The sequence below is a fragment of the Anaerosalibacter massiliensis genome (assembly GCF_024623155.1).
Taxonomy (GTDB): Bacteria; Bacillota; Clostridia; order Tissierellales; family Sporanaerobacteraceae; genus Anaerosalibacter; species Anaerosalibacter massiliensis.
The window spans coordinates 1-22342 of record NZ_JANJZL010000015.1; the positions used below are offsets into that span (position 1 = coordinate 1).

Here is a 22342-nt window from a genome sequence, read left to right on the forward strand (position 1 = left end):
TATAATTAATTTTAGTATGTGATTTCATTGCAGATAAATTATACTAAAAAACAGGTCGAAGAGCTACCGCTCTTCGGCCTGTTTTACTTTTATGGGCTTTTTATTTTGAAACAGCCCCTTTTTTATTTGTTTTTATAGAATATTTTATTAAAAAGCAATAAATGATTAGCTATAATTACCAAAAGTTTGATACTAGATTGTAACTTTTAGAATATAAATAAGTATTATAATAAATATACATTAAAATCATTTATTCAAGACATAGTGGAGGCATATAATGGCGAGAAAAAGAGTTAAAATAGTAAACAAAAAAAGATTTATTTTTTCGTTAATTTTAATTGTTGGGTTTATATTTATTCTAAGTATTACTGTAAAGGGAGTGATTAATAAAAGAAAAATTGTTTCAGATAAAGAAAGCTCAAGTTTTATTGCTGAAGAATCTAAGGATAAATTATCTAAAAAGTTAAAAGAAGATGAAGGAAAGAAAGATGAAAAAAATCCAGAACAAAATTTAAATATTGAAGATAAAACCTTTATAGTGAAAGAAGAGGAAAAAGAGAATAAAAAGGATAAAAATCAGGATTATAAAGAAATTTTTAAGGACAGTTTATTTATTGGCGATTCAATTACTGATAGTTTATCTGGATATGAAATCATTAATGATAGAAATATTATTGCTAAACTAGGTCTTACAGCATCGAAGGCTAAAAATGAAATTGGTAATGTTGAAGATAGAAACTTTTCCAATATTTATATATTATTTGGAATGAATGATATTCTTACGGGAATTGATACGCAAAAATTTGTGCAAGATTATATTGATTTAATAAATATAATTCGAAAAAAATTGCCAAATGCCAATATTTATGTTCAATCTATTCTTCCTGTTTCATCAAATGTTCAAAACAAAAAACCATTATTAACTAATTTACGGATAGAGGAGTTTAACAATGGACTAATCAGGATGTGTAAGGATGAAAATATAAATTATATAAATTTAAGGCCATTATTAGAAGGAAAAGAAGATTTACGTGAACCAGATGGAATACATCCTAAATATGCTTTTTATGGTCAATGGTTAAATTATCTTGTAAATAGCAAATAATATAAGAATATAAATTAGAGGAGGATTTTTAAGATGACAAAATTATTTAAAGAAAAGTATAAAAAAATCTTTATAATAGCCGTTTTAGTATTTTCTATATCAATTATTTCAACAGGCTGTTCTTCTAAGAAAGAGGTAAAAGAAATTTCAGTAAATAAAATAGTTGAAGAAATTAAAAATGAATCAGATATATCTAGCTTAAAGGAGAGAAACAACGAAAAACTTGAGAAATTGTATGATATCAATAGTGATGAAATTGAAGAATTTGCATTATATACAGCATCTTCCAATCTTAAAGCTGATGAGTTATTGATATTAAAAGTTAAAGATGAAAAAGATTTGCCTAATATAGAAGATAAGATTAATAAAAGAATAGAAAACCAGTCTGATAGTTTTAAAGATTATCTTCCAGATGAATACTATTTGATGGAAAAGCATGTATTAAAGACTAATAATAATTACATATTATTTGCAGTGTCAAAGGATGTAGATAAAATAGAGAATGCATTTGATAGTATACTTAAGTAAGTAAAAGATTAATAAATATTTTTTAGGTGGTGGACAAGGTTTGGTTTTTAGTAGTCTAATATTTATATTTGTATTTTTACCTTTGGTTTTACTAGTGTATTATATAAGTCCTAGAGAAATGAGAAACCTTGTTTTTTTTATAGCTAGTCTCATATTTTATGCTTGGGGAGAACCAGTATATATACTTATTATGTTGTTTTCTACAGTATTTGATTATTTAAATGGATTGCTTATAGATAAGTACAGGGAGAATTCGCATATTACAAAATTGGTTTTAATTAACTCCATAGTTATTAATTTAGGAATTCTTTGCTTTTTTAAATACTATGGATTCATAGTTAATAATATAAATAGTCTTTTTGATATTAATATAAAAGTAATAAAATTACCTCTCCCACTAGGAATTTCTTTTTATACATTCCAAACTCTATCTTACACAATAGATGTGTATTTAGATAAGGTTAAACCACAAAAAAACATTATTTCCTTCGGGACTTATGTGACTATGTTTCCTCAGCTAGTAGCAGGTCCTATAGTTAGATATAGTGATGTAGCTTGGGAAATAGATAATAGAATTGAAAGCTCTAAATTATTTGGAGAGGGAGCAGAGTTATTTATTATAGGACTTTCAAAAAAAGTCGTTCTTGCAAACAATATAGGAATACTTTGGAATACTATAAAAGCTATTCCTACCAGTGAACTTTCTATTCTTTCAACATGGCTTGGAATAATAGCTTTTACATTTCAAATATACTTTGATTTTAGCGGATATTCTGATATGGCCATAGGATTAGGAAAGATGTTTGGGTTCAAACTTATGAAGAATTTTGATTATCCTTATATTTCTAAAAGTGTAACTGAATTTTGGAGAAGATGGCATATTTCCTTAGGTTCTTGGTTTAGGGAGTATGTATATATTCCTCTTGGTGGAAATAGAGAAGGAAGAACAAAACAATACAGAAATTTATTCATAGTTTGGTTTTTAACAGGGCTATGGCATGGAGCAAATTGGAACTTTATTTTGTGGGGATTATATTATTGTATATTTTTAATTATAGAAAAAACTTTTTTACAAAAATGGTTAAAGGACAAGCCTATATTTATTAGTCATATATATACTCTTTTAGTAATAATAGTAGGATGGGTACTTTTTGAATTTGAAGATATAAGTAAGGGCTTAATTTTCATTAAAATTATGTTTGGGTTTGGTTCAAACCCACTTTATGACAGTAGAACTATATATTATTTATATACTAATGCAATATTGTTAGCTTTATTAGGCATATGTTCTACACCATTTGTTGGTAAAGCAATAAAAAAGTTAAAGGGGAGATTTAAAATAGGTGAATATGTAGTTATACCTATAATATTGGCAGTACTGTTATTTATATGTACAGCTTATCTTGTAGATGAAAGCTATAATCCATTTTTGTATTTTAGGTTCTAATAGGAGAAGAGGTGCTATTTTGAATAAGACTAATAATTCACATAAAAACATTATTGGTTCAATACTATTAATATATATTGGTCTTATAATGCTTTTTAATATAATAATTTCAGATAAAGATTTTTCAGATATGGAAAACAGAAGACTTGAACAGCTACCTAAGTTTTCTTTTGAAAATATTTTTAAAGGGCAATTTATATCAAACTTTGAAAAATATATTTCAGATCAATTTCCTTTTAGGGATTTTTTTATAGGAGTGAAATCATACTGTGAAAGAATTTCAGGAAAAAAAGAAAATAATGGCGTGTTTTTAGGAGAAGATGGATATTTAATGGAAAAATTTAATAAGCCACATGATAAAGATTTCAAAAATAGAATTGATGTAATAAATTCTTTTGCTGAAAATACTGCCAATATTAATAAGTATTTTATCCTAGTTCCAAATTCAGTCAAGATATTGGAAGATAAACTTCCATACTCTGCTCCTGTAGATGATGAATATTTTTATATGAACAAGGTTAAAAACGGTCTTGATAAAAATATAAAATTTGTAGATGTATACGATATCTTTTGGGATAAAAAAGATGAATATATATATTATAAAACTGATCATCATTGGACTACTAAAGGTGCTTTTTATGCATATGAGAAACTAGCTAAAAGTATGGGATTTTACCCTCATGAAGAAGACTATTTTAATATAGAAAATGTTGCTGATAATTTTTATGGCTCTCTTTATTCTAAGGGTGGGTTTAGAAATATAGATTCTGATGATATCAAATTATATATTCCTAAAAAAAGTGAAAATTATACAGTAAAGTATTATGAAGAAAATAATACTTCTGATTCATTATACAATATGGATAATTTAAATAAAAAAGATAAATATACAGTGTTTTTAAATGGTAACCATCCATTATTAAAGATAAATACTAATATTCATAATGGAAAAAAGCTATTAATTATTAAAGATTCCTATGCTAATAGTTTAGTTCCTTTTTTAACGGGACATTTTAATGAAATATATATGATAGATTTAAGATATTTTGAAGAAGATCTAAGTAAGTTTATAAAAAATAATGATATAGATGATATATTAATTTTATATAATGTAAAATCATTTTTTGAAGATGATTCCATAAAAAAGATTTCATGGTAAAATTTTAAAGCATACTGTTCTAAACAATATGCTTTTTTATAAAATATATTTAAAAAAGTACTAACCATTTATAATTGGAGCACTTGATGTTCATACTCGTATACTTTTATAAAAAGAATTATTATATCAAGAAATCCTAGACAAGTAAAATGCTAAAAACCCCTCAAGAATATAAATGTACTGTATTTTATTTGCAGTACATTTTCTTTTTTAAAAAGGCAAATAAGTTCAAGATATCCTATAATTTTTATGATATAAATCAGTTTAAATTTGTTATACTTTTAATGTTAGACATATGGGAGGGGAGATATATATGAAAAATAAAATTTCAACTAAAATTAGTATTGCTATTGGATTAATGTTAGTAGTTACACTTGGACTTGTTTTCTACATATGCTTGGACCGAATACATGATAAGAGTATATCGGAAGCAGAAGAAATTGTGAGACAAGCTTCTTTAAAAAATGGAAAAGAAATATTAGAGCAATTTGAAAAAATAGGGAATATTGAGAAGACTCTTATAGAAAATATTGAAATGCTTATATCAAAGGATTCCATAAAAAGAGAAGATGTAATTGAGATGCTTAAAAAAGTATTAGAAAAGAATCCAGACTTAATGGGAGCTACTATTGCTTATGAGCCTAATGCTTTTGATGGAAAGGATAAGGAAAATATTAATAAAGCTGGTAGTAATGATAAAGGAGTTTTTATGCCTTATATTACTGATGGAAAAGTAAATGCTGCCTATGATGAAAGTACTGATATGGATTGGTACAATATTCCTAAGGATACAGGTAAATTGTATTTAACTAATCCTACTACATATAATGTTAATGGAAAGGATTTAATAATGGTATCTGTTGCAACACCGATAATGAGAGGTAATAAATTTGTCGGTGTAGTTTCCATAGATGTTTCACTGGAAAATATACAAGAATCTATTAAAAAGATTAAGCCTTATGAAGGATATAGTGCCATTCTAGATAATAATGGAGTTTATATAGCAAATGGTAAAAATGAAGATCTAATCCTTAATGAGGTTAAGAATGAGGATAATAGCATAGTAGATAAAATTAAAAAAGGAGAAGAAGTAGTTTTAAATTATGAAAAAGGAAAGAATAAAAAAGATTTTATTGAAATGTATATACCAGTAACTTTAAAGGGAACAGATATAACTTGGTCTTTCAAATCTATTGTACCAAAGAATAATATTTTAAAAGACTATAGGGAGCTTGTTAAAATAATAATATTAATAGCAACAATATCTATTATAGGTATAATATTCATAGTTATGCTTGTAATAAGACATTTTTTAAAGGGCCTAAGTGTAGCAAAAGAACATATAGCTCTAATTGCCAATGGAGATTTAACTAAGACAATGCCAGAAAAATATTTAAATAATGAAGATGAGGTAGGAAGTATTTTAAATTCATTGTCAAAAATGCAAGAATCATTAAAGCTAATGATTGAGGGAATTATTTTGGAATCAAATAATGTTGAAAAAACATCTAGGGAAACAGAAGAAAATGTAAATGAACTTAGAGGAAATTTAGAAGAGATTTCCGCAACTACAGAGGAATTGTCAGCAGGTATGGAAGAAACAGCAGCTTCTACTGAAGAGATCAATGCTTCTTCTTTAGAAATAGAACAAGCTGCAGAATCTGTAGCAAATAAGGCAGAAGAAGGCTCAAAATCAGTTAGCAATATTAATGCAAAGGTAGTAAAATTAAGAAATAATTTTATTCAATCTCAGAAAAAAGAAATGGAGATATTTTTATCTAATAAGGAAAAGTTAGAAAAGGCTTTAGATGATATAAAATCTATAGATCAAATACATTTACTATCTGAAAGTATTATGGAAATAACATCTCAGACTAATTTATTAGCGTTAAATGCTACTATAGAAGCAGCTAGGGCTGGAGAAGCAGGTAGAGGATTTGCAGTTGTAGCAGATGAAATAAGAAAACTTGCAGAAAGTTCAAAAGGTACTGTTGAAGAAATACAGGGTATAACTCAGGAAGTAATTGATTCAGCAGAAAATTTAGCTACTAGTTCCAGTGCTCTATTAGATTTTATTTCTGTTAATGTAGATGCAGATTATAAATCAATGTTAAAATCAACAGAAGAATATACAAATGATATAGAACTTATAAATGATTTAGTATCTGATTTTAGTGCGACTTCAGAAGAATTACTTGCATCAATTCAAAATATTATTAAAGGGATTGAAGAAATAGCTAATGCAAATAATGAAGGTGCTTCTGGAACATCAGATATTGCAGAAAAGACCTACTTAGTTGTTGAGAATGGAAATAATATTGTAAATCAATCTAGTAATGCTGTGAAAGCATCAGAGAATTTAGTAGAATTAATATCAAAATTTAAAATATAAAAAATAAAACGATAAAAGTCCTGAAATACATTTTGTTTTCAGGACTTTTATCATTAATATACATTTAAAAAGTTATAAAATAATCTTAAATGAAGTAAGCTACTATTAGGGTGATGGAAGATGAAGAATAAAAACTATAAATCATTAATTATTAAAACTTTACTAATAATAATTAGTGTCTTATATATATTATTTATATATATAGATATATTTAATGGAAAATTTCCAATACCATTAGATAGAATTAAATACATATGTATAGTTCTATGTTTTTTAATATCTCTTCTTACTGGTAAAGATGCACTTAATAAAAGGGATGTATTTTTACTTCAAATAGGACTATTTTTTACTGTTATTGCAGATTTTTTTCTTATTATACTTGTTAATAATACTTTAGGAGTAGTATTTTTCTGTTTTACTCAATTATTTTATTCTATTAGGTATAGATTTGGCAAATTTGAATTAGTACTTAAAAATTCTATAATTATTTTCTTATTAGTATTAATATTTTATTTAACAGTAAATCATTTCATTGCAGATATGGATATTTTAATTGGTGTATCTTTATATTATTCGATATTTTTAATAAGAAATGTTGTAGACTCAGTAAAAATTTGTAAAAATAATTTATATCCATATCCAAATAAATACATGATAGCTATAGGAATGATACTATTTCTTTTATGTGATATAAATGTTGCTCTTCGTAGTATATCAGGAGATATATATTCAGTATGGAATTTTCCTTATTTATTTAGATATACTATTTCCTCATTAGTTTGGATTTTTTACATTCCGTCCCAAGTGTCACTTTCATTAAGTGGATACCGATTTTAAGATTTTAATTTTATTAAATATATAAATAGAAGGGTTTTTTATAATCAGAGTGGAATAGATACAATAATGAGGTGATAGTAACATGGAAAATGCAAATATCAAAATTAATCATAAGAAGAAAAAAATACATATAGGAAGAAAAGAAGAATTTGAACAAGTTCAATTTAAAGTTTTCCCTAAAGTCAGAGAGGCAGTTAAAATATTTAAATCTAAAAATATAAATAAAATCTTAGACTTAGGATGTGGCTTAGGAGTAAATTCTATATATTTAGCCAAAGAAGGTTTCCAAGTATGTGCAGCAGATATATATGAAAAATACACTAATATAGTGGAAAATAAAGCTAAAAAATGAAATTGGAAAATATTAAGTGCATGGTATTTAATATGAAGGAATTACCATTTAATGACAATAGATTTGATGGAATCGTATGTGTTTCCACATTAAGCCATGGTACATTTGATGATATAAGAAATTATATAAATGAAATGTATAGAGTACTAAAACCAAAAGGGATGTTAATAACAGATATTCTTTCAATAGAGAATAATTCTTTTAGAATAGGTAAGCAAATAGAGAAAAGTACATTTATTGGTAGTAGAGAAGGAGAAGAAGCTATACCACATCATTATACTAATGAAGAAGAAATAAAAGAATTATTTAGTAGGTTTAATGAACTTAAAATAGACAGTTCAGAATATATATTCGACTCAGGAAAAGATAAAGAATTTATTTCTAAAGTTTTTGATATTGAGGCTATAAAATAAAAGGAGTTGAATTATCATGAGAGAGTATAATGATACTATAAAATATTGGGATAATATTTTTGGACAAGCTAATATTTATGATCCAAGAAAGGTGATAAAAATACAAAAAATAGAAAAAGGTATTAGTTGGCTTGTGAAAGATAGCAAATCTATAGTTGATTTTGGTTGTGGAAATGGGGCAGTATTGTTTCGAAGTTTATATCAAGGGATAGAGTATGGTTATGGCATAGATATTTCAAATAATGCAATAAAAATAGCAAATAAGATTATAAGAGAGTTTAATCTTGAAAATAAGGTTGATGTAATTTGTGGTGGAATAGAGAAATTAAGTGGAGTAAATAGCAATTCTTTTGAAAGTGCTGTATTATTTAATATTTTAGATAATTTAAAGCCTGAAGATTCTATTAATTTAATTAAACAAATCCATAGAATAGTAAAACCTAATGGCAAGATTTTATTAAAACTTAACCCATATATTACAGCAGAAGAAAGAAAAGAGTATAATTTCATAGAAATTTCCCAAGAGTTTTACAAAGAAGAATCAGGATTGTATCTATGGAATCTAACTGAGGCTAAGCTTCACGAAATAATTAGTCCATATTTTATTATTGAAAAACACGAGAAAATCGAATTTAAAGAATTTAACATAATAAATCGCATGTATTATTTAAGAAATAAATAAAAATTATACTTTAAAATGACAGGAGGAAATTATATGAATACTGTAGGAATAATTGGAGCTATGGATTTGGAAATAAGATTATTAAAAGATAAAATGAGCTTATCTAAGAAGGAAAGTATAGCAGGTTTCAATTACTATCTTGGGAGAATACAAGGAAAAGATGTAGTTATAGCTTGTTGTAGTGTAGGAAAAGTAAATGCAGCATCTTGTACACAGATTTTAATAGATAAATTTAATATAGATTGTATTATAAATACAGGAATAGCTGGTAGTTTACATAATGAAGTTAAAATATGTGATGTAGTTATATCAAAAAATGTTACATATCATGATGTAACTAAAAATCAGATGAAAAATTTTTTTCCCTTTAAAGAATATTTTGAAGGTGATAAAAAGTTAATTGAATTAGCAATAAAAGCATGTGAAAAATATAAACTTGATAATTGGAACTATCACATAGGTAGAATAGTTAGTGGAGAACGCTTTATATCAGATAGTAAAATGAAAAAAAGTATAATAGAAGAATATTCACCATATTGTGTTGAGATGGAAGGGGCAGCTATTGGTCATGTAGCTTATATAAATAATGTGCCATTTGTTGTTATAAGGGGTATATCTGATAATGCAGATGATGAAGCATATACAAATTATGATATCTTTGAAAAGATCTCAGCAGAACATTCAGCTAATATAGTACTTAACATGATGAAAATAATTTAATATATTTTTATATAAAAGAAGGTGTTTTATGTGAAAGGTGGTATTTATGAGAAATTTGAGGATATGGATTAGTATTCATTAATTGCTAAAAAAGGATTGTAAAACTAATTGTAAGGATGTGGAATGTATGGATAAGAAGATAAACCTATATTTTTTTGGAGAGCTAGGAGTATATGATGAATATAATCCAGCATATGTTTGTAATAGAGAATTTGTACCATATATTTTATATTTAATCGCATATAATGAGCCATTCTGTATATCGAAAAAAGAAATAACTAAAATATTAAGAATTAATGAAGAAGAAATTAGCTATATAATTAATGGCTTAGACAGAATAAACGCTATAGAAATAAAGAGAGATAAATATAAATTAAATTTTCCAGTATTTTTAGAAGATGATATTCCATTATTGGACAAACATTTTTCAAATATAGGTAAGATTATAGGAGATAAAATAATTGAGAATAGAAAAGTAATTTATGAGAAAATATCTAGGTTATCAAACTATCCTTATTTTAGTAAAGAGAGACTCTTATATCATGTAATTTGTGATGATATTTTTGATGGCATTGCTTTTGATTTTTTTGAAGAAAAGAATATTTTTTCTCCTCATAGAAATCAACCAGGAAATAGAGATTATATAATTTTTGGATATGAAGATAATAAAAGAGTAGAAAGATATAGTGATAAAATATTATGTAGTAGCAACAATTATGATAGTCAAAGTTTTGTATTTAATAGCTTTGGTGATTCAAATGGTATAAGGAAAGATATGTTTAGATTTTTTAATAAAGTTGAGAAAACACTTGAAGGTGTGACTCTATTTAAGGATTTAAACTTAGCTTATATAAAGGTCATAGAAGAGAAGAATAAAGAAATTGCAGAAAAATGTGGTGAATTAATATGGAAAAGTTTTAAAAATGAAATGGATTATTATGAATTAAATGATACTGAAAAAAATTTAGTGCATTTTCTTATTCAAATGGGATATTTAAATATTGATAAGACAAATTATATAGTCTCATGTAATGTACCTGTATTTCAATATAGCGATAGAGAGATTATTCACGAAGTTTCAGATATTATCTTAAATGATATATATATAATAGTTAAAACTATATTTGAGGATTTTTCAAAAGAAGCTATAGATTTAACAGCAATAAAACATAAAGTAAATATAAAAGAAATAGCAATTGAATTATGGCATCAGGTTTTTGGATTGACTAATGAATATTTAGCAGGAATAGGATTTGTAGAATCACCAAAATACATAGAAGGAGAAGGAAGGTATCTGAGAAGTTTTTCAATTAAAAATTATAATGATAGGAAAGTATATATTTAAATTGAAATAGTAAATTTTTTTAAGAAGTTATAATTTGAAGAAAAATAACATATAGCATATATATGTTTTTATTTCCTAAAAGTGAAAGAGTTAAAACAAAAATCAAGGGAAAACTTTTAATTAAAGATGTTATTTAAATACTAACTGATTAGGTAAATCTAAATTTGCCTAAAACAAGTTTTTCAAGGAGGTATTTATGAAGAAATCTAAATTAAAAGTTTTCCTAACTTTTTTTCTAATAATCTTTATGATAGTTAATTTTATAGGATTTTCTATAGGTAATTTTTGCCATAAACAAATGTGCCTTAGACGAGGGGAAGATGATGATGTTGTTCATGAGGTATCAAAAGTTTTAGGCTCAAATAATAAATATGAAGAAGAAAATGTTACTATAAAGTCAAATCAGGGTTATACACTGAATGGAACATATGTAAAAAATCCAAAAGAAACTAAAGACACTGTTATATTGGTACATGGTCTTGCTAGAACAAGAAAAAGTATGCTTTCTACTGCAAGATTATACTTAGATAAAGGATTTAATGTACTAGTATATGATTCAAGAAATAACGGTGAAAGCGAAGGAGAAGACACGACATATGGACATTTTGAAAAATATGATTTAGACGAATGGGTAAAATATATATCTAGGAAAAATCCAGGTGGTAATATAGGTGTACATGGCAGGTCAATGGGAGCTGCAACAGCACTTTTACATTCAGAACTTAATGAAAAGCATAAAAAGGTAAAATTTTATGTTTCAGACTGCTCATATTCTGATTTGAAAGATGAATTTTTATATATTGGAGAAAAAGGGAAATTAACTATACCTTTAGATACTATAGCATTTTGTGCAAGTGCTGTTACGAAATTAAAATCTGATTTTAAGTATAGTGATGTTTCACCTAGGAAATCAGTTAAAAATGTAAGTACACCAATAATGTTTATTCATGGTGAAAAAGATGAACTTGTACCAGTTTCTATGTGTAAAGAACTTTTTGATTCAAAAAACAAAGGTTTAAAGGATATATATATAGCAGAAAATGCAGGTCATGGTGAGAGTTTTAAAAATAATAGGGGTGAATATAAAAAAAGAGTATATGAGTTTGTAGACAATGCTCTAAGTGAAGATAAAAAATAAAATTCCTGTACAAAATTGTACGGGAATTTTATTTTTTAGAATGTAAAGTTGTTATAAAAGAAATAAATATGTTATAATAAATAAAAATAGAATATTTAAATCCCTAAATCCATTAAATTAAGTTTTAATGGGACTGGTTCGTGAACTCCCAGGATAAAAAACTAAGGATTTGCATTATTTAAATCTATTTTGCATTTATAATAGATTTATTTTAGTTTGCCTGTATCCTTAGATACAGTTTTTTATTTTAAAAAATAAAATTTTGTAATTGGGAATTTGAACTAATGGGAATAAAAAAGAAAGGAGAAAAAATGAAAAAAATACCATCGTTCAAATTAAGTATAGTAGGACTTGGAATTGCATTAAATGTAATAGGAACTTTTACAGCATTTAGTCTCAAATTGCCAATACTTTTAGATTCTATAGGAACTATAATGGTTTCTTTTTTGCTAGGACCATATTATGGAATTATCACAGGTCTATGTGGTAGTATAGTTAGTGGTATTACTTTTGATATTTATTCACTATACTTTGCACCAGTTCAAATATTTGTAGGATTTTTTAGTTCATTAGTGTATAATAAAGGTCTTATGAAAGACAATAAAAGATTTTTAGGAGTATTTGTAATTTCTATATTTTCATCATTTATTGGTGCCATAATAGCAGCTTTTGTATTTGGAGGTATAACATCTTCTAGTTCTTCGTATATAGTGGCTATATTATCAAATATGGGGATTAGCAAAGTATTAAGTGTATTTATAGTACAATTCTTAATAGATTATTTGGATAGATTTGTAGCAGTTTCTTTAGTTATTTTAGTAATATTAAAAATTCCAAACAATATAAAACAGGAGTTGATAAATAATTAATCATGAATAGATATAGTATTATTGAAAATAAAAATAAAAGAGAGATTGTTCTTTTAAAAAGCTTTCCATGTATATGGGGAAAATGTAGTTTTTGTGATTATATATTGGACAATTCAACATCAGAAAAAGAAATTAATAATGTAAATATAGAAGTTCTTAAAAATATAACAGGTAAGTATGATGTTTTAGAGGTAATTAATTCAGGAAGCTGTTTTGAACTTCCTAAAGAAACTTTAGAAAAAATAAAAAGCATTATTATAGAAAAGAAAATACAAAAATTATATTTAGAAAGCCATTGGTGCTATAAAGATAGACTTAATGAAATGAGAGATTTTTTTAGTATACCAATAGTTTTTAAAATAGGTATAGAAACATTTGACTATGATTTTAGGAATAAAGTTTTAAATAAAAATGCAAATTTTATTACACCAGAAGAGGTAAAAGAATATTTTGACTCTCCTTGTATAATGGTAGGAATAAAGGGGCAGACAAAAGAGATGGTAGAAAGAGACATAGAAATTGTATTAAATTATTTTTCCTATGCTACTATAAATATATTTACTCCTAATACATCAAAATTGGAAAAAGATGAAGGGCTAATAGAATGGTTTAAAGAAAAGTATTCTTTTCTAAGTACAAAACCAAATATAGAGATATTATATGAAAACACAGATTTTGGAGTAGGAGATTAAAATATGCTGTATTTAAGAAATAACTTATCAAGTTTATCTGTTTTTTATATGAAACATACGAAGAAATACATAATGACAGAAATAAATAAAATCAGAAATTCTTTTTTAAAAGATTTTTAGAAATTTAGAGAAAAAATTTAAAAAAATGGCTTTTAGATTAATTAGCATATAGTATTGCGATAACTCAGATGTAAAAATAATGAAGATAAAACTAGGAAATAGTATAGGAGGAAAAGGGTTATTAGTATTTACAGGGAATATATGATCAGTAAAAAATGCTATAGAGTACTGTAAATGTAAAAATGATTTATATAAAACTATTATAGATTATCAAATAATAACTTATCCTAGTATAACAACTATAAATATATTTGTAATGAAAATTTAATACTTTAAAATCTTTATATTTAAACTATATTTATATAAATAAGGAGAGATTATTTGTGAGTAATACATATCTTAATTTAAATCTGGAAAATGTAAAAATAGAAGATGTAATTGATATTAAGTTTTTACAAAAAATTCAAGATGGTTTTGCTACAGCAGTTGGTTTAGCAAGTATTACTGTAGATTTAGATGGAAATCATGTTACGAAGCCAAGTAAATTTACTGAATTCTGTAATTTAGTACATTCTACTGAAATAGGGCATGATCGATGTGCAGCATGTGATAGAGAAGGTGGAGAAAAAGCTATGAGAACGGGTAAGCCTGTTGTACATCAGTGTCATGCAGGATTAATTGATTTTGCAGCACCTATAATGCTTGAAGGAAGATTAATTGGAACAATTCTAGGCGGACAAGTAATAGAGAGTTTACAAGATGATGAAAAATATGAAAAAATAGCTTCTGAAATTGGAGTTGAAGGTTCAAGTCTTGTAGAGGCTTCAAAGAAAGTAAGGAAGATGTCCAAATCCGAAATTCTTGCTGCTGCTGAAGTTTTATATTTCTTAGCTAATAATATGGTAAAAGATTGGTATAATCAATACAAGTTGAAAGAAGTTTCAAATAAATTAAATGAAAATTTAAATCAAATAGTAGCTACTATGGAAGAATTATCAGCATCAGCACAGGAAGTGAGCAATACTCAACAACATTTAAACAAAGAAATTAATAACGTTAATACTATGTCTGAACAGATTAGTGAAGTTTTGGAGTTTATCAAGAAAATAGCTGACCAAACCCATATGTTAGGTTTAAATGCTGCTATTGAAGCAGCAAGAGCTGGAAGTGCTGGATTAGGTTTTGGAGTTGTTGCAGAAGAAATAAGAAAGTTATCAAGTCAATCTAAGGAAACTGTAGAAAAAATAAAATCTTTTATTTCTAATATTCAATCATCAGTAAATAATACTGTGAAAATGGGAGATAATACTGCTTCAGTTACAGAACAACAGGCGGCAGCTGTGCAGGAAGTAACTGCAAGTATAGAAGAAATAACAGCTTTATCAGAAAATTTAAATGAACTTGCTATAAATAAATAGTAGATTTTACATATTATTTATAAATTTTTATTAAAATTTAATAATAATATATAGAAAGAAAAGAAGTAAAACACTATAAAAAATATGATTTTATAGTATTTTACTTCTTCTTTATTTATATAATTAAGAATTGAAATTATCTATAGCAATTCCCGATATTTTTAATGTCCGTTTTACTATTTTATAAAGAAAAGCAGTTCCTAACCCATTGATTACTATGGTAGGTAGAACTACAGTTATCATTAAAACTTTCAATGGTACAGGCAATCCAGTAATTAAAAGAGCAGATATTAGAAACGTTGTTCCACTTATAAAAGTTCCTAATCCACTAATTAAAGCTACTATGAAAGAATTAAGTTTAAAATGTTGAATACCTTTAATGATAATAAATAAAATTAAACATGTAACTAGTTTGTCAATTAAATTAGATATTTGACCTCCTGGAAAATTAGTAGTCATAGCAGAAAGTATACCACCTAATAATGCTGTTAATATAGTATTACTAAATGTACTATTTATAAATAGGGATATAAAGATGAATGCTAACAAAAAGTCAAATTTCATTCCTCCTAATATACCTGGTGTAATTTGATGCAAAATAAATCCAATGGTTAGCAGTAATGCTGTTAAAATATTGTTTTTCAATTTCATAATAACATCCTCCCTGTCTTGTTCTATTGTTTTATATTTCCAGTCACTTTCTTCAGTTCACAACATACCACTCACCACCTTTATTTTTTAATTAATAAATTATATAAAAAAAGTCCTTCATCCTTGTAAAAAGGACGAAAGACATATTTTCGTGGTACCACCTTTAGACTATCTAATAGATAGCCCTTCTCTACAGATACGAAATCTTATGATTTGATATCCTATTTCTATAACGGGAAATCCCCGACATTGACTACTCTAAACATTTCATTTCATCAAGTTTCTTGTAGACCCATTCATTAACAAGCTAATATCAGGCTTTCACTATCCCTGATTCGCTAAAATCTCACTTAGTTAACTACTATTTCTACGCATCGAATTTATCTTTTATTTATACTAGTTTAATACAATACAGTTAAAAAGTCAACCTCAAAGTATAAACATTAATAATATATTATAATAACCTTTCACATAATAAATGTTTTTATATATGAGTTATATATTACTTATATGTAGGCAATAACATATTGTTACAAAATATATATTTTACAATAAAAAAATTTCTACAAATTACATTGTATCTTTTTCAGTGTCAAATCAAGTTTTAAATTCTACATAGTTTTATAGATTGTATTTTTGGCAAAAAATGTTGAAATATAGGGAAAAACAACGAGTTAAAGTCATTGTTGTTTAAAAGGTATTTAGATATAATTAATAATAGGTATGAAATTAAATTTTAAGTACTTAAATAAGTATAAAATAATATATAAGTTATTAAGTCAATGTGAAAATATGCTACAAATAATATAAGGTGTCAGTTTTGACACCTTATATTAAATTTTAAATGATAAGTTGGTGATATATTTATATGAAAACATCTAGATTTTATTTTAAAGTTTATGTAAAAAATATTGTATTTTTATTAATGGTTATTGCAGTAAGTTTTTTTTGCTATTATCATAAAGAAGTTCTAGAAATGTCTATTTCTTTGTTTACTAGATTGTCATCATATTCTTTATATTGTACTACTATAGGAATGATGATAATCAGTACATATATTGGTGGAAATAAATATGAGATAATAGAAACAATAGTGCCTAACAAAAATAAACTTTTCTTAAGTAATATCTTAGCAGGTATAAAGGTTTCTACTCTGTTGTTTGCTATACCATGTATTATTATATTTTCACATATCAATTATATAGGTGTAAATGTGTATACAATTAGAGAATTCTTTAATTATGCTATCATATGGTATTGTGCTAATATATTTGCTGTAGTCCTTGGAGGAACTGTAGGAACTTTTGTTGATAATTTTCTTCGTTATATTATTTGTATAATTATATATTTGTTTTCAATGGGTAGTTCTATGACATTATTTCCCCCAACAAACAAATTTTTAACTATATTTAGTGATTTTTTAAGTATATTTACAGATAAGGTAACAGCTCCAGTCAATTATACTTCTCCTATACTATTTAATAGGATTTATTTATTAGACAAGCTATTTATCATATTTAATATTTTATTTATGATTACACTTGTATATGTTAAAACAAACATAAAGACAAATAAAAATAAGTATAGGTATTATATTGGTGCTTTAGTTGTTTTTTTTATAATACAATCATCTATGATCTACATGACTTATCCTTTATTAAATATAGCTAACGATCCTATATCAGAAGTAGAAAATAAAAATATTCAACATGCAGGATATAGTATAAAAGGATATTCTATGAATATTGATGTTTTCAATAAATTGAATAATAAATGTTCTATTAACTTGACTACAAATAATTTAGAGAAAAATCAATTAGAGTTTTTCTTAAGTGAAATATTTAAAGTAGACAAGGTTTTTATTAATGGCAATAAAGCTAAATATTCTAGAGTTAATGATAAGATTATTATAGAAACTAATAATATTGAAGATAGTGAACTTATAGTTGATATAGAATACTCCGGAAAAGTTTACGTGGAGAGTTTTAATAGAGCTCATGTATTATATACGTCAAATAGAGATATATCCTTATTAGATAATATAATCTATTGGTATCCTACGTTAGATAATAATCAAAAATCTAGTAATTTTCAAATAGATGTAAAAAGCAAATCAAAAATATATAGCAATTTACCTAAAATAAAGGAAGATAAAAATGAATCTTACTATTATACTAGGCTAAAAGGTGAAGGAAGTGGATTAAATATATTGTCCGGAAATTATACTACGATGAATTATGAAAATCTGGAAATTGTGTACCCAAAATGTATTTCAGAATCTAATATTAAAATTTGGGTAGATGAGCATTTAAATCAGGATTTTTATCCAACTTTAGATATTTCAAGAATTAACAAGATAATAATTAGTTCTGGAGGAAATGGTATAGTAATAGATGAAACTATTTTTATGCCAATATATTAGTAAATGTAGATATGGAGGTGTGAACATGAAAAATCAATTAAAAGTTGAAAACATAAGTTTTAATTATTTGAATAAAAAAATTCTTTTAGATATTAATTTTGAATATGAAGATAGAGGAGTAATAGGATTGTTAGGACCTAATGGTTCTGGAAAAACTACACTTATGAGAATATTAGTAGGTCTAAAGACTCCAAAAACTGGACAAGTACTACTCAACAACAAATCTATATTAGATAACAGAAAAGAATTAGTTAATATGGTAGGATATCTTCCTCAAAATTTTGAAATATATAATTATATATCTGGATTAGATTTTTTGTCATATGTATGTGATATAAAGGGATTAAATAATAAGGAAAAAAAGGAGCAAATAGATTATTTAGTAGAAAAATTTAATTTATCAAGTGTCATTAAAAAAAGATTTGGAAGCTATTCTGGAGGATATAAAAGACGACTAGGAATTGCCCAGGCAATGATAGGCAATCCACAATTTATAATAATTGATGAACCTACTGTTGGATTAGATCCTGAGCAAAGATTTGAATTTAGACAATATCTTGCAGGTATAGGTAAGGAAAGTATTATATTGATATCTACTCATATAGTAGAAGACATATCTTTTTATTGTGACAAGATTATTATATTAAATCAAGGCAAAATTACTTTTGATGGATATAGAGATGATTTAATTGAAATAGTAGATGGAAAAATATATGAAGGTATTATAAATATCGAAGAATATGATAAAGTAAAAGAAAACTTTAGAATAATAGAACAGTCTGGAAGCGAAAGAGGCAAAGTAAAGCTAAGGGTTATATGTGAAGACAATAATATTTCAGATAGATTTACTAAAGTCAAACCATCATTGGAGAATGCTTATGTGTATTTTCAAGCAAGATAAAAAATTATATTTAGATATATTTTATAAAAAGAAATATATACTTAATAGTATTATTATAGCCTTTGGAATTGCCTTGATTTTATTGGGAGTATATTATATAAAAATCAATCCTTTACCTTTAATTGATGGTATAGATATCAATGAAAATTATGCTAATGGAGGTTTATTGTGGAGTGAGCCATTATTAGAAAGAGATGTTCCAATATTTATGATAATTGTAATATGTTTTGCATTTTATGAAGACTATATAGGAAATGCCTATGAAATATTAACATTTTACAATAAAGAAAAATTTAATACTTTAGTATTTTCAAGATGGCTTATATATACAGTGATAATATTATTTATAGCTTTGGCTAATGTATTTATTCAGTACATATACAGTATAGGAAGTATATTAGATGTTTTAATTCTAATGATGAGGTTTATTCCTCCCATACTATTTATAAGTTCTTTATGTTTGTTTGTAATAGTAATTTTTAAAAATTTTATTCCAGCCTTTGTTGTTTCCATAATATATGTAGTACTTGACCAATTTAGTGGTGGAAGACTATTTAAAGTATTTACTTTAATGGGGAATTCATTTTTTTTAGAGAATAAGAGTCTTTTTTATATAAATAGACTTTCACTAACTATTATATCAGTTATATTTGTATATTTTGCATGTAGGATAAGTGCTAAAATTTGATGTTTATAAAATTATTAATTGAATCTATTTTAATGTAGAATTAATAGTTTAGAACAATTATCTAATATATTGAGCGAATATAATAAAAAACAATTAAAAAGAGTAAGTAAATAGGAGATGGTAAAATGATAGGGGTGCCACGAAATAAAGTTATATTAAGTGAATATGATAAAGGTTGGGAAAAGGTCTTTGAAGAGGAAAAACGAAAAATATTAAATATATGTGGAGATAATATAATGACAATTGAACATATTGGTAGTACTTCAATACCAGGTCTTATTGCCAAACCTATAATTGATATAGCTTTAACTTTTGATAATAAAGAGAAAAGAGATAAAATAATTGAATCTATTGTATCTTTAAGTTATGAATTTATACAAGAAACTGATGTTATAGATAGACTATTTTTTGTAAAAAGAATAAATAGAGATTCATACTATCATATACATGGATATCCCCAAGATAGCGTAAATTATACAAATCAAATATTATTTAGAGATTACCTAAGAAATCATAAAGAAATCGCAGAAGAATATGCTCAACTAAAAAAAGATCTTTATAGAAGGTATAAAGACAATAGATCTGAATATACAGCGGGAAAGTCAAATTTTATTAAAAATTTATTGAAAATAATCACTAAGTAATTTTATATAGTATTGTTATTTGCAATTTAATTGTCCTATTTAGTATAGTCTATCAAATTATAAACTAACTAATAAACGGGCTTAGGAAGATAAATTATAAGTAGTTCTTAAAATATTAACTCTTATTAAAAAAGTTCGAAAGATTTTGTGGATTTATTCGAACATTATTATCGCGTAAAAGTACAAGGGCTTTTGCGCAGGATGGTATTAGCTTTCGGGAGCTTTCACAGTTATTGACACTTAGCTTTGGGTTGCGTGGTATTGATTTTTCAGGTATAAGTTTGCGTACATATGCTAGCGCAGGTGCCCGTTATCCTATAGAGGTATATCCGGTAATCTTAAGGTCGAACGACATTGAGTTGGGAATCTACCACTACAATGTTGTTGAAAACTCATTAGAGCTAATTAAGACAGGGGATTACACTAATCAAATGTATGAGTTCTACAAAAACCAACAATTTGTATTGAACGCTCCCTGTATAATTTTCTTTTCCATGGTTTTTGAAAGAAGTATGGGTAAATATGGTGAAAGAGGTTACAGGTTTATTTTTCTTGATGCTGGTCATATGAGCCAAAATCTATATCTGACAGCGGAATATCTGGATTTGGGTGTGGTGGCCCTTGGAGCTGGAGTGAATAATGATGATGAAATCGACGACCTAATAGGCCTTGTTCATAAAGTCGAAAACGTTTTTTGTGGCTTCGCAGTGGGATTGCCTCATTTTGTCACAGATTAACCCTCTTTTTTGAAATCAGCAGTTGGACTAGATAAGGTTTATGCTGTTAGAACATTATAATACCGCGTCAATTTTCAAGTATTATAAGCTTGCTGTTTAACGATTTAAACGGTCAAGTTTTTTGATAACAATTTTAGTAGGAAAGGAGGTGCAAAAGATGGAACCAAAGATGGAACCTATTATTGATTTAATATGGTCTGTTGAAGAAGATGAACCTATTGATTTAAACAGCGATCAGAAGATCAGTGCTAACTGTGGTGGTTCTTGTTGTTGTTGTTGTACTGTACCTAACGTTGTAACGAAATGGATTTGTACCTAAATTTGTTAGATTTGTTCATCAGCCAGAAAACAGAACTGAAGTTTATGAGTACGTAACGAAAGCAGCATAAGACTTGCAACAAACCAGCAAATGGGTGGGAGCCTACATAGATAAATTACAATTTGTCCATTAGGTTCCCCTCCACAATCCATCGAGCAGCGGCAATGGACACGCATCTTATATACCTTGCCATATAGACTAGAGATGGTTAAGTTGCTAACTGGGAATAGTAAAATAAGGATTGTTCTAAAATAATGTAGAGGATGGTATTCTATTATGTATATTGCGGTATTTTTGTTGAATATTCTATTACTTCTACTACTTGTGTGGATTTGCATGTTTTTGGTCATATTTGGTCACGAAATGGGTCATGTTCTTATGTACCGTATATTCTTTCGCAATAAAGACTGGCATATTACAATTGGCACAGGTAGGACATTTATTAAGCTTAAAAGGTTTACTTTAAGAGTCTTTCCGATAGTGGGGTTTTACCACGTTGAATCCGAATATAAGGGATCCAAGCTTCAGTACATCATGATGTATCTCGGTGGCCCCTTGGCAAATGTATTCTTTATTATTGTACTGAGTTTTTTATCACAAATCATTAAGGCTAACGAACTAAAGTTCGAACAGCCCAATTTAGTTTGGTTTTTGGGATTTACTTTTCGGGCGAATGTATTTCAATTTGTTGGCACTGTGGTTCCGATGAAGTACTTGTTTTGGCCTTACAAAGGCTTATTAAGTGATGGAATGAGGATTTTAAAGAAGGCTACAGAAACTAACAAGAGTTAAGAACGACTGTTTTTTCACAAAAACAAAAATG

Annotated in this window: 23 protein-coding genes, 1 riboswitch and 1 other annotated feature; of the genes, 22 read left to right on the plus strand and 1 reads right to left on the minus strand. The window is 26.4% G+C overall.

The genetic code is table 11. The features are described 5' to 3' along the window. The first annotated feature begins 277 nt into the window (after positions 1-277). The 15 genes from NSA23_RS14420 to NSA23_RS14490 all read left to right on the plus strand — a co-directional run bounded on the left by NSA23_RS14420 (position 278) and on the right by NSA23_RS14490 (position 15157). Positions 278-1105, plus strand: a complete 828-nt coding sequence (locus NSA23_RS14420) for a GDSL-type esterase/lipase family protein (protein WP_050069889.1) — start codon at positions 278-280, stop codon at positions 1103-1105. A gap of 33 nt (positions 1106-1138) precedes the next feature. Continuing rightward, a complete protein-coding gene (locus tag NSA23_RS14425) occupies positions 1139-1633 on the plus strand; it encodes a DUF4358 domain-containing protein (protein ID WP_042683237.1) in 495 nt (164 codons plus the stop codon). Positions 1634-1673: 40 nt separating this feature from the next. Continuing rightward, complete coding sequence (locus tag NSA23_RS14430; protein WP_042683238.1) at positions 1674-3080, plus strand: MBOAT family O-acyltransferase; 1407 nt, start codon at positions 1674-1676, stop codon at positions 3078-3080. Between the two features lie 19 nt (positions 3081-3099). Further along, a complete protein-coding gene (locus NSA23_RS14435) occupies positions 3100-4239 on the plus strand; it encodes a DHHW family protein (protein WP_042683239.1) in 1140 nt (379 codons plus the stop codon). A 313-nt stretch (positions 4240-4552) separates the two neighbouring features. Beyond that, entirely contained in the window at positions 4553-6631 is a 2079-nt protein-coding gene (locus NSA23_RS14440) for a methyl-accepting chemotaxis protein (RefSeq protein ID WP_050069890.1), read from the plus strand. 120 nt (positions 6632-6751) lie between these two features. After that, on the plus strand, positions 6752-7468 hold the full coding sequence (locus NSA23_RS14445) for a lysoplasmalogenase family protein (RefSeq protein ID WP_042683240.1): 717 nt from the start codon (positions 6752-6754) through the stop codon (positions 7466-7468). 82 nt (positions 7469-7550) lie between these two features. Continuing rightward, positions 7551-7820, plus strand: a complete 270-nt coding sequence (locus NSA23_RS14450; RefSeq protein WP_050069891.1) for a methyltransferase domain-containing protein — start codon at positions 7551-7553, stop codon at positions 7818-7820. Then, entirely contained in the window at positions 7817-8233 is a 417-nt protein-coding gene (locus NSA23_RS14455; RefSeq protein WP_050069892.1) for a class I SAM-dependent methyltransferase, read from the plus strand. The genes NSA23_RS14450 and NSA23_RS14455 overlap by 4 nt, the downstream gene beginning before the upstream one ends. A gap of 16 nt (positions 8234-8249) precedes the next feature. Beyond that, the gene (locus tag NSA23_RS14460) at positions 8250-8915 is read left to right on the plus strand and encodes a class I SAM-dependent methyltransferase (protein WP_042683241.1); all 666 of its coding nucleotides are present in this window, start codon (positions 8250-8252) and stop codon (positions 8913-8915) included. A 33-nt stretch (positions 8916-8948) separates the two neighbouring features. Then, complete coding sequence (locus tag NSA23_RS14465) at positions 8949-9635, plus strand: 5'-methylthioadenosine/adenosylhomocysteine nucleosidase (RefSeq protein ID WP_042683242.1); 687 nt, start codon at positions 8949-8951, stop codon at positions 9633-9635. 127 nt (positions 9636-9762) lie between these two features. Continuing rightward, positions 9763-10980 carry a hypothetical protein gene (locus NSA23_RS14470; protein WP_257490663.1) on the plus strand — a complete coding sequence of 406 codons (1218 nt, stop codon included), beginning with the start codon at positions 9763-9765 and terminating at the stop codon, positions 10978-10980. A gap of 196 nt (positions 10981-11176) precedes the next feature. Next, positions 11177-12118, plus strand: coding sequence for an alpha/beta hydrolase (locus NSA23_RS14475; RefSeq protein WP_257490664.1), 942 nt, complete (start codon positions 11177-11179; stop codon positions 12116-12118). Positions 12119-12245: 127 nt separating this feature from the next. Further along, positions 12246-12289, plus strand: a riboswitch (PreQ1 riboswitch). A gap of 140 nt (positions 12290-12429) precedes the next feature. Then, positions 12430-12987 (plus strand): ECF transporter S component, encoded by a 558-nt coding sequence (locus NSA23_RS14480; RefSeq protein WP_257490665.1) that lies wholly within the window; start codon positions 12430-12432, stop codon positions 12985-12987. A gap of 2 nt (positions 12988-12989) precedes the next feature. After that, a complete protein-coding gene (locus NSA23_RS14485; protein ID WP_257490666.1) occupies positions 12990-13679 on the plus strand; it encodes a radical SAM protein in 690 nt (229 codons plus the stop codon). Positions 13680-14122: 443 nt separating this feature from the next. After that, positions 14123-15157, plus strand: coding sequence for a PocR ligand-binding domain-containing protein (locus tag NSA23_RS14490; protein WP_042683246.1), 1035 nt, complete (start codon positions 14123-14125; stop codon positions 15155-15157). A 123-nt stretch (positions 15158-15280) separates the two neighbouring features. Here the strand turns inward: NSA23_RS14490 and NSA23_RS14495 are convergent, their stop codons facing one another. Next, positions 15281-15808 (minus strand): tryptophan transporter, encoded by a 528-nt coding sequence (locus NSA23_RS14495; RefSeq protein ID WP_042683247.1) that lies wholly within the window; start codon positions 15806-15808, stop codon positions 15281-15283. A 127-nt stretch (positions 15809-15935) separates the two neighbouring features. Continuing rightward, positions 15936-16192: a binding site (T-box leader), on the minus strand. Positions 16193-16676: 484 nt separating this feature from the next. Here NSA23_RS14495 and NSA23_RS14500 point away from each other — a divergent pair. The 7 genes from NSA23_RS14500 (at position 16677) to NSA23_RS16800 (ending at position 22311) form a co-directional block, all read left to right on the plus strand. After that, the gene (locus tag NSA23_RS14500; protein WP_257490667.1) at positions 16677-18230 is read left to right on the plus strand and encodes a hypothetical protein; all 1554 of its coding nucleotides are present in this window, start codon (positions 16677-16679) and stop codon (positions 18228-18230) included. 25 nt (positions 18231-18255) lie between these two features. Continuing rightward, positions 18256-19131: an ATP-binding cassette domain-containing protein gene (locus NSA23_RS14505; RefSeq protein WP_257490668.1), complete on the plus strand. Its 876-nt coding sequence runs from the start codon at positions 18256-18258 to the stop codon at positions 19129-19131. Then, a complete protein-coding gene (locus tag NSA23_RS14510) occupies positions 19109-19819 on the plus strand; it encodes a hypothetical protein (protein WP_042683250.1) in 711 nt (236 codons plus the stop codon). Before NSA23_RS14505 ends, NSA23_RS14510 begins: the two co-directional genes overlap by 23 nt. Positions 19820-19944: 125 nt before the next feature. Continuing rightward, positions 19945-20463, plus strand: coding sequence for a GrpB family protein (locus NSA23_RS14515; RefSeq protein WP_042683251.1), 519 nt, complete (start codon positions 19945-19947; stop codon positions 20461-20463). Between the two features lie 155 nt (positions 20464-20618). Next, positions 20619-21200: a SagB/ThcOx family dehydrogenase gene (locus NSA23_RS14520; protein ID WP_042683252.1), complete on the plus strand. Its 582-nt coding sequence runs from the start codon at positions 20619-20621 to the stop codon at positions 21198-21200. Between the two features lie 157 nt (positions 21201-21357). Then, on the plus strand, positions 21358-21519 hold the full coding sequence (locus tag NSA23_RS14525; RefSeq protein WP_187116711.1) for a hypothetical protein: 162 nt from the start codon (positions 21358-21360) through the stop codon (positions 21517-21519). Positions 21520-21855: 336 nt separating this feature from the next. Then, positions 21856-22311, plus strand: a complete 456-nt coding sequence (locus tag NSA23_RS16800; protein ID WP_368666062.1) for a site-2 protease family protein — start codon at positions 21856-21858, stop codon at positions 22309-22311. The last annotated feature ends 31 nt before the right edge of the window (positions 22312-22342 follow it).

Coding starts and splice junctions, on each gene's coding strand:
- NSA23_RS14420 (WP_050069889.1), top strand. CDS start 278: ATGGCGAGAAAAAGAGTTAAAATAGTAAACAAAAAAAGATTTATTTTT.
- NSA23_RS14425 (WP_042683237.1), top strand. CDS start 1,139: ATGACAAAATTATTTAAAGAAAAGTATAAAAAAATCTTTATAATAGCC.
- NSA23_RS14440 (WP_050069890.1), top strand. CDS start 4,553: ATGAAAAATAAAATTTCAACTAAAATTAGTATTGCTATTGGATTAATG.
- NSA23_RS14445 (WP_042683240.1), top strand. CDS start 6,752: ATGAAGAATAAAAACTATAAATCATTAATTATTAAAACTTTACTAATA.
- NSA23_RS14450 (WP_050069891.1), top strand. CDS start 7,551: ATGGAAAATGCAAATATCAAAATTAATCATAAGAAGAAAAAAATACAT.
- NSA23_RS14455 (WP_050069892.1), top strand. CDS start 7,817: ATGAAATTGGAAAATATTAAGTGCATGGTATTTAATATGAAGGAATTA.
- NSA23_RS14460 (WP_042683241.1), top strand. CDS start 8,250: ATGAGAGAGTATAATGATACTATAAAATATTGGGATAATATTTTTGGA.
- NSA23_RS14465 (WP_042683242.1), top strand. CDS start 8,949: ATGAATACTGTAGGAATAATTGGAGCTATGGATTTGGAAATAAGATTA.
- NSA23_RS14470 (WP_257490663.1), top strand. CDS start 9,763: ATGGATAAGAAGATAAACCTATATTTTTTTGGAGAGCTAGGAGTATAT.
- NSA23_RS14475 (WP_257490664.1), top strand. CDS start 11,177: ATGAAGAAATCTAAATTAAAAGTTTTCCTAACTTTTTTTCTAATAATC.
- NSA23_RS14480 (WP_257490665.1), top strand. CDS start 12,430: ATGAAAAAAATACCATCGTTCAAATTAAGTATAGTAGGACTTGGAATT.
- NSA23_RS14485 (WP_257490666.1), top strand. CDS start 12,990: ATGAATAGATATAGTATTATTGAAAATAAAAATAAAAGAGAGATTGTT.
- NSA23_RS14495 (WP_042683247.1), bottom strand. CDS start 15,808: ATGAAATTGAAAAACAATATTTTAACAGCATTACTGCTAACCATTGGA.
- NSA23_RS14500 (WP_257490667.1), top strand. CDS start 16,677: ATGAAAACATCTAGATTTTATTTTAAAGTTTATGTAAAAAATATTGTA.
- NSA23_RS14505 (WP_257490668.1), top strand. CDS start 18,256: ATGAAAAATCAATTAAAAGTTGAAAACATAAGTTTTAATTATTTGAAT.
- NSA23_RS14510 (WP_042683250.1), top strand. CDS start 19,109: ATGTGTATTTTCAAGCAAGATAAAAAATTATATTTAGATATATTTTAT.
- NSA23_RS14515 (WP_042683251.1), top strand. CDS start 19,945: ATGATAGGGGTGCCACGAAATAAAGTTATATTAAGTGAATATGATAAA.
- NSA23_RS14525 (WP_187116711.1), top strand. CDS start 21,358: ATGGAACCAAAGATGGAACCTATTATTGATTTAATATGGTCTGTTGAA.
- NSA23_RS16800 (WP_368666062.1), top strand. CDS start 21,856: ATGTTTTTGGTCATATTTGGTCACGAAATGGGTCATGTTCTTATGTAC.